At 41.3% G+C, this 11,261-nt stretch carries 10 protein-coding genes, 1 pseudogene and 1 other annotated feature; of the genes and pseudogenes, 9 read left to right on the top strand and 2 right to left on the bottom strand.

The window, feature by feature from the left end:
- The first annotated feature begins 8 nt into the window (after positions 1 to 8).
- Positions 9 to 1,016 carry an XcbB/CpsF family capsular polysaccharide biosynthesis protein gene (locus tag PRIP_RS12120; RefSeq protein ID WP_241434166.1) on the top strand — a complete coding sequence of 336 codons (1,008 nt, stop codon included), beginning with the start codon at positions 9 to 11 and terminating at the stop codon, positions 1,014 to 1,016.
- Positions 1,004 to 1,792 (top strand): DUF6270 domain-containing protein, encoded by a 789-nt coding sequence (locus PRIP_RS12115; protein ID WP_338151594.1) that lies wholly within the window; start codon positions 1,004 to 1,006, stop codon positions 1,790 to 1,792. Before PRIP_RS12120 ends, PRIP_RS12115 begins: the two co-directional genes overlap by 13 nt.
- Positions 1,793 to 1,813: 21 nt before the next feature.
- On the opposite strand, the pseudogene mnmM reads toward PRIP_RS12115, so the two are convergent.
- Both mnmM and mnmL read right to left on the bottom strand, forming a co-directional pair.
- Positions 1,814 to 2,401, bottom strand: a pseudogene (gene mnmM, locus PRIP_RS12110) (tRNA 5-(aminomethyl)-2-thiouridylate-methyltransferase MnmM).
- Positions 2,398 to 3,357 carry a tRNA modification radical SAM protein MnmL/YtqA gene (gene mnmL / locus PRIP_RS12105; RefSeq protein WP_036101389.1) on the bottom strand — a complete coding sequence of 320 codons (960 nt, stop codon included), beginning with the start codon at positions 3,355 to 3,357 and terminating at the stop codon, positions 2,398 to 2,400. The pseudogene mnmM and the gene mnmL overlap by 4 nt, the downstream one beginning before the upstream one ends.
- Before the next feature lie 148 nt (positions 3,358 to 3,505).
- Between mnmL and PRIP_RS12100 the strand changes: the two genes are divergently transcribed.
- The 7 genes from PRIP_RS12100 to PRIP_RS12070 all read left to right on the top strand — a co-directional run bounded on the left by PRIP_RS12100 (position 3,506) and on the right by PRIP_RS12070 (position 11,183).
- Entirely contained in the window at positions 3,506 to 4,906 is a 1,401-nt protein-coding gene (locus PRIP_RS12100) for an amino acid permease (protein WP_036101388.1), read from the top strand.
- A gap of 81 nt (positions 4,907 to 4,987) precedes the next feature.
- Positions 4,988 to 5,359 carry a hypothetical protein gene (locus tag PRIP_RS12095; RefSeq protein WP_036101387.1) on the top strand — a complete coding sequence of 124 codons (372 nt, stop codon included), beginning with the start codon at positions 4,988 to 4,990 and terminating at the stop codon, positions 5,357 to 5,359.
- Entirely contained in the window at positions 5,350 to 5,622 is a 273-nt protein-coding gene (locus PRIP_RS12090) for a hypothetical protein (protein ID WP_036101386.1), read from the top strand. The genes PRIP_RS12095 and PRIP_RS12090 overlap by 10 nt, the downstream gene beginning before the upstream one ends.
- A gap of 41 nt (positions 5,623 to 5,663) precedes the next feature.
- Positions 5,664 to 5,870, top strand: a binding site (T-box leader).
- Between the two features lie 65 nt (positions 5,871 to 5,935).
- Positions 5,936 to 8,350: a leucine--tRNA ligase gene (leuS, locus tag PRIP_RS12085; protein WP_036101385.1), complete on the top strand. Its 2,415-nt coding sequence runs from the start codon at positions 5,936 to 5,938 to the stop codon at positions 8,348 to 8,350.
- A gap of 143 nt (positions 8,351 to 8,493) precedes the next feature.
- A complete protein-coding gene (locus PRIP_RS12080; protein WP_036101384.1) occupies positions 8,494 to 9,141 on the top strand; it encodes a response regulator transcription factor in 648 nt (215 codons plus the stop codon).
- Positions 9,134 to 10,504, top strand: coding sequence for a sensor histidine kinase (locus PRIP_RS12075; protein WP_036101383.1), 1,371 nt, complete (start codon positions 9,134 to 9,136; stop codon positions 10,502 to 10,504). The genes PRIP_RS12080 and PRIP_RS12075 overlap by 8 nt, the downstream gene beginning before the upstream one ends.
- A 157-nt stretch (positions 10,505 to 10,661) precedes the next feature.
- A complete protein-coding gene (locus tag PRIP_RS12070; protein WP_036101382.1) occupies positions 10,662 to 11,183 on the top strand; it encodes a transglycosylase SLT domain-containing protein in 522 nt (173 codons plus the stop codon).
- Positions 11,184 to 11,261 lie beyond the last annotated feature (78 nt).

The raw sequence follows: 11,261 nt of genomic DNA, 5'->3' as shown, positions 1-11,261 counted from the left end.
GAAGAGATTTGGCAACAAATAATGACATCGAATTTACAGATATTTATAAATTTCAATGTGGCTTTGAAAAAATGAAAGTGGTTGTTAAAACATTCTCCAATAAGAATATTTTGGAGTTAGCACGAGAAACACAGCCTATTTTGGACATGTATAAAGAAATTTTGGCACATGATTATGTACTTTACATGCATGTTGGGCAGTCTTCTTATTTTATTCGTCGCCAAGATGTGCACTCGATTTGGCAAAGAAAAGATTTAATTCAGTATGGCGATTTATTTTATTCGTTACATGCTGTTCCTGCTGAGAAAGAGAATAAGCTTGCACCAAAACGGTTAGTTGTTATCTTTTCGCCAATGCCAGGGAAGGATGAGTATCATAGTGCGAATATAGCGCACCGTTGTTTTACACCATCATTTCCGAGTATTCAAAAGCATTTAGTGAAGAATACGCTGGTGATGCGAATTATGGACTTGAATTTATCGTATGGTAGTCATTATGTGAATACGTTTAACTATACGAATATGGAGGATGATATTCAAGGCGCGATTCGTTTTGTCGTGGAATCGAATCATGTCGATTCAGATGATGTCGTTTTGTATGGTGGTTCTAAAGGAGGAACTGGGGCATTGTATCACAGCATGCTAGGTGATTATAATTCGGTAACAGTAGATCCGATTATTAGTACAGAGCAGTACAACCAAGAGAACGATCTCCATTTCTTGCGAGATTTCCGTAAAAAGAGTCTTTTGAATGATTTGAAACGGCTAGCAAATCAAGAAACGACGCGTCGAAGAATTATTTTTGGTTGTCCACTCATTTCTTTTAATTATAATTTATATACGCAAATTCCGTCTGATTCTATCGAGATTCGTAATGTGTTTGATTCTGCTGTGCACAAACATGCGGATATTTCGAGGAATACAATTATTGAGCAGACAACATGTATCAACGAATTATTGCTTACATCGAAGAATCTCATTAACACGGTAGATCAAATAGCCGCATTGACGGAGTAAAGGAGACGAGTAAGATTACACTTACAAAAATCGCAATTGTAGGTTCCTGTATGACACGAGATAATTTTAATACATTGTTTAATCCAACGTATAAGGAGGATTTTGAATGTGTTTTGCATCAGCATCAATGTAGTATGCTGAGTTTGATGTCTCCTGTTTTATCCATACCAGAAGACGTAGCTATGGACCAGATGAACGCTTTTACGAGTTGGCACTATTGTACAGAGCATACAAAAGAATTTCTATCGCAGCTACACGAGCGCCAGCCGGAATATTTGTTGCTAGACTTGTATGCGGATATTTATTTAGGGGTTGTGGAAACCGCAAATGGATATTTTACGTATAATCCAAAGTTTGCTACATTTCCTCCTGTTTCTAATCAGGCAGGCAGGCTAACTTTGGATGGGGAGTTTGAACGCTATTTAGCGGTTTGGAAAGTGCATGTGCGCCGGTTTTTTGACCATGTGAAAAAAGTTGCACCGTCGTGTCAGGTTATTCTTGTAAAAGCACGGTTTGTCGATGTTTTTGCAGATGGTAGCTCGCTTAATGCTTGGCGAGAAAGTCGCAAGTATCCAACGGTGGATACGGAAATGTTGAATACACTGTGGGATGAACTGGATAATTATGTAGAAGAAAATTTTCCAGTTCGTGTGTTAGATATGAGCAAAGACGCTTACACACTAAACGCCGAACATCCTTGGGGTTCTTTTTACGTACATTATACAGCCGATTTTTATCACGATTTTTTAGCGAGACTGATTACCTTAACAAAATGAATAACACAAAAACCAGTTTCGTTAATGAACGCGAGCTGGTTTTTGTGTACGTTTTTCGATTGCGATGACGAACGGTGGGTTATTGCGTTGGTTGGTAAAACGATATTGTAATACATGGAATTGATTTTGTGGAAGTAGTTCGGTGTACGCTAAGACCGCATTTTTTTCGGCTTGTCCTTCTGGATGACCGTGGTAGATGACTAATATGACAATTCCTCCGACGGAAAGCAGAGATAGCGTTGCTGTGATGGCTTCGATGGTCGAATCGGCAAGTGTGGTAATTGTTTTGTCGCCTCCAGCAAGTAGCCGAGATTGAAAATAGCTGCCTTGATGGTCTGGGAGCCTACTTTATTTGCTATGTTGGCATGTGACTCTTGAAAAAGCGTGACTTGTTGCTGTAGCTTTTTTTCAGTGAGATTGTGTGTAGTTTGTTTCTATCGCTTTCTGTTGAATATCAAAGCCGTAAACATGTCCGTTGACGCCGACTAGTTCTGCAAGAAAAGCTGTGTCATGGCCATTTCCGACGGTTGCATCAACGACCGTATCGCCAGGCATGACAATTCGTGTTAATAAATCATGGCTAAAAGGTAAAATCGCTTTTAAGTTCATATGTGGCCACCGACTTTTGCTGTGCTATAAAACTTACCTTGCCAACTATCTCGGCGCACGAGTTCGGCATCGATGGAATTGAGAACTTCCCATTTATTTAGGCTCCAAATTGGTCCGATTAAGTCATCGATGGCACCATCTCCTGTAATGCGGTGAATCACCATTTCAGGTGGCAAAATCTCAAGTTGATCGCAAACAAGGCTCACATAGTCGTCTTTTGTTAGAAATTTCAGTTCGCCGTTTTGATATTGTTGCACCATTGGCGTACCTTTTAATAAATGCAATAGATGAATCTTAATTCCCGCCACGCCGCTTTCCACTACTTTTTGCACGGTTTGCATCATCATTTCTGGTGTTTCTCGAGGCAAGCCGTTAATGATATGTGTGCAGACGCGAATGCCACGGGCGTGTAGTTTTGCGACACCTTCGACATAGCAGTCATAATCATGTGCTCGGTTAATCAAAACGCCTGTCTCGTTGTGCGCGCTCTGAAGTCCTAATTCGACCCACAAATAAATCCGATCGTTTAGCTCGGCCAGATAGTCTACAACGTCGTCTGGCAGGCAGTCCGGACGTGTGGCAATTGATAAGCCGACAACACCTGGTTCACTTAACACAGATTCATATTTCTCGCGAAGTTCAGCGACAGGGGCATGCGTATTCGTAAATGCTTGGAAATAAGCCATGTATTTGCCATCTTTCCATTTCGTATGCATTTTTTCTTTAATCGTGTGAAACTGGGTTTGCAAATCATCCACACGGTCCCCAGCGAAATCACCAGAACCCGCTACACTGCAAAAAGTACACCCCCCGTGTGCTGCAGTGCCATCACGGTTCGGGCAGTCAAAGCCACCATCTAGCGCCACTTTAAACACTTTATAACCAAAGTGCTCGCGCAGGCAGTAGTTCCATGTGTGGTAACGTTTATTGTCATTGGAATATGGAAATGGGTTCATTGTTTGTCAATCTCCTTCAATTATAAAAAAGTATCATCCTTGCTATTTTATCACATTTTTTCGGGCTTGCGGTGATGGATTCGTTGTGCTATGATATAAAAATACTTTAGTTTGGTAATGTGTTAAACTTATTTTGGAGGCAGAAGTGATGAGTAAAACAAATAAGAAAATGGGCTATCTTGTATTAACATCCCTCGTTGTAGGGAATATGATTGGATCGGGGATTTTCATGTTACCACGACAAATGGCTGCAGTGGCAAGCCCACTTGGGATTACGTTAGCGTGGATTTTAACGGGAACAGGGGTGCTAATGATTGCTCTTGTATTCGGGAATTTGGCTGTGCGACGACCAGACCTGACGAGTGGTGCGCAAAGCCATGCATTCGAATTATTTCGTAACCCAAAATGGAAACGACTTGCGGGATTTATCGCGGTTTGGAGTTATTGGGTCGCGAATTGGGCGGGAAATGTTTCAATTATTACGTCGTTTGCGGGCTATTTATCGGTATTTTTCCCTGTTTTAAATAGTAAACAAATTGTGTTTTCGTTGGGGTCTTATACGCTTGGGCTTGGGCAATTGTTGACATTTATTATTTGTTCGTTGCTACTTTGGGGCGTTTGTTTGATTATTATTCAAGGTGTTGGTAGTGCTGGACGGATTAATTTCGTTGCTACTGCCGCAAAAATTATCGGATTCTTTCTGTTTATCGTTGTCGGTTTATTTGCTTTTCAGTCGTCGGTGATGGGGGAATGGTATCACCCAGTTGTGGACACGAGCGGTTTAGAGCACGGCTTGCTGTCACAAGTGAATAGTGCGGCGATTGTAACATTATGGGCATTTATTGGGATTGAATCGGCGATGATGTTTGCTGGGCGCGCAAAATCTGGAAAAACAGTTCGGGCGGCTACGATTTCAGGACTTATTATCTCGGTTTGCTTGTATACGACGATTACAATTTTGGCTCTGGGGCTTATTCCTAAGTCGAAGTTGCTACATTCGGCGAGTCCGCTTGCTGATGCGTTGAATGTTGTGACGGGGAGTGGTGGTTCAGCTGTGATGGCGTTACTTGCGCTTGTTTGCTTATTTGGTTCGGCAATTGGTTGGATTATGATGAGTTCAGAAGCACCATATCAAGCAGCAAAAAATGGGCTTTTCTTGCCGTTTCTGGCGAAGGTGAATAAGAATGGGACACCTGTTCTTGTGTTGGTTTTGACATGTTGTGCATCACAGTTATTTATTTTGTCGACATTGTCGGGAAATATTGCGGCGGCTTATGATTTCGTCGTGAAAGTATCAACGCTTGCGTTTCTCGTGCAGTATTTCATTTCACCGCTTTTCCAATTGAAGCTAACGCTTACTGGCGCAACGTATGAGACGAATTCAGTTGCGAAACGATGGTTTGACGGTTTCATCGCCGCACTAGCGCTGACGTATGCGTGTTGGATTATAAAAAGTGGGACGGAAGATTGGCATGTTTTTGTGCTAAGTATTGGCTTATTTTTGTTAGGCTTCTTACTTTATCCTTTGATGAAGTATAAACGTTCATAATACGGCTTATTTTCGTTGCTTTATTCGCATAACTATGCTATTTTTTAAGAAGACTTTGGGAAATGTGAAAGAAGTGGGAGAATGATAATTTTATATCTGGTTTTGGCGATTCTTTGTTTGATGGTTGCCACTGCTTTTTACGGGAAATTTAATATGAAGAAACATTGGCTTGGTGTCGCGGCGCTTGTTTTGCTGGCGGGGCTAATGGTAGTGTTTTTTAGACAGACATTCTTTGTGACTGGGAGCCCTTATTATGAGATTCATAAGCAAGTTGCGTCCACGGACCTTTCTTCGGAATCGGTAGAAGGAACGAAAGTAAATCAGGTACTGGATGAAAGTACGCAGAAAAAAGATTTTACTTCAAAGCCTGTGACGGATAAGTCACTTGCGAAACAGATGAAGGTTTTAGTTCCTAAAAAAAGGAAAAAAAAGCGTCGTATTGGGTGTCGATAGAAGATGCGGATAAGAATCGAGTTATTCATATCGAGTATGCAAGCGATAATTTAAAAACGGGTCGCGGCATTGGTTTTGGCGATTCTGTAAATCAGGTAACGAAAGCTTATGGGTCATCGTATCGTGATTTGACGAAATCAGATCGATATGAGCAGGAGCTTGTTTATGAAGATAAGGATAATAATATTGAATTACGTTTTGGTTTTTGGAATGATAAAGTAGAGATGATCTGGTTGACTTCACTTGATAAAGCGCCTATTTAAAAGGTTGTCAAAGCGTTTCTTATAGGCTACAATAGAGCTATTGATTCGCGAAGAAGAGGAGTAGTAGTGCGATAGATTCGTGTATAGAGAGGTGACGGTTGCTGCAAGTCACACACGTTGGCGCATGAACTTGCCTTGGAGCATAGATGTGGTTTTAGACCGCCGTATTATCTGCGTTAAAGATATTGAGTTGAGTGGACACACTAATTTGGGTGGTACCGCGGGAGCTGGATACTCTCGTCCCATGGCATTTTTTTGCTATGGGATTTTTTTGTTTACGCCCATAGCACGATACGAAAGGGAGTTTTGGAAAATGACGTTTAATCACAAAGAGTTGGAGCCGAGATGGCAGAAGAAATGGGAATCTGAGAAGACTTTTAAAACAACGGAAGACGCGGATAAAGCGAATTTTTATGCACTCGATATGTTTCCTTATCCATCGGGAGCTGGTCTACATGTAGGACATCCGGAAGGCTACACGGCGACAGATATTTTGTCTCGTATGAAGCGGATGCAAGGCTATAACGTGCTTCACCCGATTGGTTGGGATGCATTTGGTTTGCCTGCTGAGCAATATGCGATTGATACAGGAAATGATCCAGCTGAATTTACGGCGCATAATATTGCGAACTTTACTCGCCAAATTAAGGCGCTAGGTTTCTCATATGACTGGGATCGTGAGATTAATACGACTGACCCTAGCTATTATAAATGGACACAATGGATTTTTACAAAACTATACGAAAAAGGCTTGGCGTACGAGGCTGAAGTTGCGGTGAACTGGTGTCCTGCGCTTGGAACGGTGCTTGCGAATGAGGAAGTTATCGACGGCAAAAGTGAACGTGGAGGCTTCCCGGTTTTCCGTAAGCCAATGCGTCAATGGATGTTGAAAATTACGGCGTACGCGGATCGTTTGTTGGATGATTTGGATTTGGTAGACTGGCCGGAGAATATTAAAGATATGCAACGCAACTGGATTGGACGTTCGGAAGGTGCGGAAGTGTCTTTCCAAGTGAAGGATAGCGATGCGGAATTTACGGTGTTTACGACGCGCCCGGATACGCTTTTTGGAGCAACGTATGCAGTGCTTGCACCAGAGCATGATTTGGTGGATAAAATCGTGACGGCAGATCAAAAAGAAGCGGTTGCAGCGTACCAGAAACAAGTTGAGCTTAAAAGCGAACTAGAACGTACAGACCTTGCGAAAGATAAGACGGGCGTATTTACGGGCGCTTATGCGATTAATCCAGCAAACGGAGAAGAAATGCCGATTTGGATTGCTGATTATGTATTGATTCAATACGGAACTGGTGCGATTATGGCGGTACCTGCACATGATGAGCGCGATTACGATTTTGCGAAACAGTTCGGTTTGCCAATTAAAGCGGTACTTGCTGGTGGAAACGTGGAAGAAGCAGCCTATACTGGCGATGGCGACCATATCAATTCTGCATTTTTGGATGGACTAAATAAAGACGATGCGATCACCAAAATGATTACTTGGTTGGAAGAAAACGGCGCTGGTACGCGTAAAATCAGTTTCCGTTTGCGTGACTGGTTATTCAGTCGCCAACGCTATTGGGGTGAGCCTATTCCTATTATTCATTGGGAAGATGGCGAAACAACGACGATTCCAGAATCAGAATTGCCACTGTTGCTTCCGAAAGCAACGGAAATTAAGCCGTCTGGAACTGGTGAATCGCCACTTGCTAACCTAACGGATTGGGTGAATGTGACGGATGCAAATGGCCGCAAAGGCATGCGCGAAACAAATACGATGCCACAATGGGCTGGCTCAAGCTGGTACTTCTTGCGTTATATCGATCCTGAAAACACAGAAGAACTTGCCGATAAAGCAAAACTTGAAAAATGGCTTCCAGTCGATGTATATATTGGCGGTGCTGAGCATGCTGTATTGCACTTGCTTTACGCTCGTTTCTGGCATAAATTCCTCTACGATATCGGTGTTGTTCCAACAAAAGAACCATTCCAAAAACTGTTTAACCAAGGGATGATTTTGGGTGGAAACAATGAAAAAATGAGTAAATCTCGCGGCAATGTTGTCAATCCGGATGATGTTGTCGAACAATACGGTGCTGACACGCTACGCCTTTACGAAATGTTCATGGGACCTCTGGAAGCTTCGATTCCATGGAATGCGAGTGGTTTAGAAGGCGCGCGTAAATTCTTGGACCGAGTTTGGCGTTTGTTCATTGAAGAAGAAACAGGTGAAATTAACGCGAAAATAACGCCAGAAGCCAATGTTAATCTTGAGAAATCTTATCACCAAATGGTTAAAATGGTTACCGAACACTACGAAAACCTGCGTTTCAATACAGGTATTTCGCAATTGATGATTTTTATTAATGACTCCTACAAAGCGACTACCGTGCCGAAATCTTACGCAGAAGGATTCGCACAACTGCTCTCACCAATTGCGCCTCACTTGGCCGAAGAACTTTGGCACCGTCTAGGCCATACGGAAACAATTACGTATGAAGCGTGGCCAACATTTGACGAGTCAAAACTAGTCGAAGATGAAGTAGAAATCGTCTTGCAAGTAAACGGCAAAGTAAGAGCGAAAGTCACAGTTGCTAAAGACCTAAGCCGTGAAGCTTTGGAAGAACTAGCACGTAATAATGATAAAATCAAAGAAGAAATCACTGGCAAAACAGTACGCAAAGTCATTGCTGTGCCAGGGAAACTAGTCAATATTGTTGCTAACTAAGTAGCATACCGAACCACTTTTTCGCCTTGATGGGATGAAGTGGTTTTTTGATTTTTAAAGAATTCTTAAAGGTTTCCTTTTTGTCAATTTGGCGTTACAAATATATGATATGATAATAAAAAAGATATATTAGGGTGATGAACATGAATGTACTTATTGCCGATGATCAAAAAGATATGTTAAGGATAGTATGTGCGTATTTTGAAAAAGAAGGTTTTACTGTCTTTCAAGCAGAAACTGGCGAGGAAGCATTAACGATATTTTACGAAGAAAAACTAGATTTAGCGGTACTTGATTGGATGATGCCAGGTATTAATGGTATCGAAGTTTGTAAGGAAATGAAGGCGACTAGCGGATTGAAAGTAATGATGTTGACAGCTAGAAGTGAAGGAGAGGATGAATATTTCGCATTGGAGGCGGGAGCCGATGATTATGTGAAGAAACCTTTTTTTCCAAAAGCGTTACTAGCGCGTGCCAAGAATCTAACTGGATTTCATAATGTAATTCAAATAGCGGATATCACGATCGATACATACGCCAAAAAACTATACAAAGATGGCAGTGATTTAAACGCAACGAAAACCGAATATGGATTGATGCGCGTCTTATGCCAAAATAAAGGCGGGATTTTAAATCGAACACAGCTATTAGATCTTGTTTGGGGTATTGATTATGAAGGCGAGGAACGGACCATTGACACACACATTCGCAGACTCCGTGAAAAAATAGGCGGTTCACTGATTAAAACACATCGTGGAATGGGATATAGTCTCGAGGCTTCGGATGAGTAGACTTGGCAGGAAGCTTACATGGCGAATTTCTGCCGTTGTGATTGGTGTCTTTGTGTTATCAATCCTTTTGAACCAATTTTTCTTGCCGAAATATTATTTTCATGAGATGAATCAGCGGGTAACACAGGCGATGAAAGCAGTAGAGCGCTGGGATAAGCGAAAGATTGAGACCGATATGACGCAGTTGGAGAAGAAGTATGATGTGACAATTGTTTCAGAGCCGCTTAGTACGAGTGTGGAAAATCTCAATGAAATGTTGGGGCTGGCATTGTCACGTAAGCAAATCGCACTGAACCGTTTCTGGGTAACTGATGAGACAGTAAATCAGCTGAAAAACGGAGCTATTGTGAATAAATTGTATGATCAAGGGAAACAGAAATCGAGTTTTCTTGTGAGCCTGAATGAGAAAGATGGCTTACTTGTTTTGGCGGGAGTTTCGATCGCAGATTACAATGAAACGGCGAAAATTATTAATGAATTCAACTTTATGATCATGCTGTTCGGTACGATTTTAGTTGTCGCGCTCACGGTTTTCTTCTCTCAAAAAATAACGAAACCGCTGGAGGAACTTCGGATTGTTGCAGATCATATTTCGAAATTAAATTTTGAAAAAGTGGCAATCAATACAAAGGACGAACTAGAGGACTTGGCGACAAGTATTAATGTGATGAGTGATGATTTGAAAACAGCGCATCATGAGTTGCTGCGACGGAATAAAGATTTGAAGTATTTCATGGCGGATTTAACGCATGAATTGAAGACGCCGCTTGCTTTAATTAAGGCTTATAGTATGGGTATTGAGGACGGTTTGGACGACGGAACATATATGAAAACGATTGTGAAGCAGACGGATCAAATTGGTCTAATTATTGAGGAGCTACTACGGTTCTCTAAAATGGAAGCAGACCCATTAAATATAGAAAAGATAGAGGTTCGAGCGTTATTTGACGGCTTACTAGCGAATTATCAAGACATGATGGATGTCGATGTGCGAATAAAATCAGAAGCAGACCCAAAAATCACGATTTTAGCGGATCGTGTGAAAATGGAAATGGTGTTCAATAATTTACTGACAAACGCGATGAAATATGGTGTTACAAAGCAAATGAAAATAGAATGGCATGCGCAAGACGGTAAACTTTACTTTCTGATTCAAAATAAGACAACCATCCGTGATTCGGCTGTTTTAGAACATCTTTGGAAGCCGTTTTACGTACGCGAAGCATCGCGCAATAAGAATTTTTCTGGAACAGGGCTAGGCCTTGCGATTGTTCAGGCTGTGATGGAGCAACATAAATATGACTTTGGCGCCACATTACAAGATGACTGGATTACATTTTATCTTATTTTTGATATAGCTTGATTTAGGAGAGGGGAAGCAAGTATGAAAACAAAAAACATTATAACGAGCATAGCACTTGTGGTACTTGTCGCTATTGCGCTAATGATATGGATATGGAAGCCAGAGGAGACAATGCAAGCTGCAAATTTATTATCTTATTATTTGAGAGGTTAAGGTTATGAAAAGAGAGACATTTATTTTTATACTGGGTGTACTGGCTAGTTGCGCGCTCGTGTTTCACTTTTATCAAGTACATCAGGAACGCGCTGAAATGATGACGATGATTACCGAAACAGCAAAAAAACATGATATTCCGGCGTGGATTCCACTTTCTATAGCAGAAACAGAAAGCGGCTTTGATCCTAAAACAATCGGTGACCATGGTAGCTCGTTTGGCTTATTTCAACTTCATCGTGGCGGTTTAGCTCCAGAAGAATGGAATGATGACGACCTATTAGATCCAACCAAAAATATTGAAGTTGCAATTACAAACATGACGAGAGCTTACGAACGCGCACAAGGAAAAGGCTTAGAAGGAATCCAAATGCTAACCTATATTGCGAACACATCAGGCTGGCCGACACAACGCGGCACAGACTGGACGGATCAAAACACGAATTATAATAAAAAACTAGCAAAGAATTTTAAAAAACATATTAAAGTAAAAGAATTAACAAATAATGAATGGCTTAGCAACTAATGTTAGGCTGTTTTTTTTGACACAAAAATGAAACTTTATTTCAAAATATGAAAATAAATATTGAAATTTAATTCCGAA

The sequence above is a fragment of the Paenilisteria riparia FSL S10-1204 genome, from assembly GCF_000525995.1.
In the GTDB taxonomy this organism is placed as follows: Bacteria; Bacillota; Bacilli; order Lactobacillales; family Listeriaceae; genus Listeria_A; species Listeria_A riparia.
Note: the sequence above shows the minus strand (reverse complement) of the source record. Positions and strands in the feature narration are given on the sequence as shown.

Bases quoted from the DNA above. Each gene is read 5' to 3' on its own strand.
- mnmL (WP_036101389.1), bottom strand. From the start codon at position 3,357: ATGAACCCATTTCCATATTCCAATGACAATAAACGTTACCACACATGG.
- PRIP_RS12100 (WP_036101388.1), top strand. From the start codon at position 3,506: ATGAGTAAAACAAATAAGAAAATGGGCTATCTTGTATTAACATCCCTC.
- PRIP_RS12095 (WP_036101387.1), top strand. From the start codon at position 4,988: ATGATAATTTTATATCTGGTTTTGGCGATTCTTTGTTTGATGGTTGCC.
- leuS (WP_036101385.1), top strand. From the start codon at position 5,936: ATGACGTTTAATCACAAAGAGTTGGAGCCGAGATGGCAGAAGAAATGG.
- PRIP_RS12080 (WP_036101384.1), top strand. From the start codon at position 8,494: ATGAATGTACTTATTGCCGATGATCAAAAAGATATGTTAAGGATAGTA.
- PRIP_RS12075 (WP_036101383.1), top strand. From the start codon at position 9,134: ATGAGTAGACTTGGCAGGAAGCTTACATGGCGAATTTCTGCCGTTGTG.
- PRIP_RS12070 (WP_036101382.1), top strand. From the start codon at position 10,662: ATGAAAAGAGAGACATTTATTTTTATACTGGGTGTACTGGCTAGTTGC.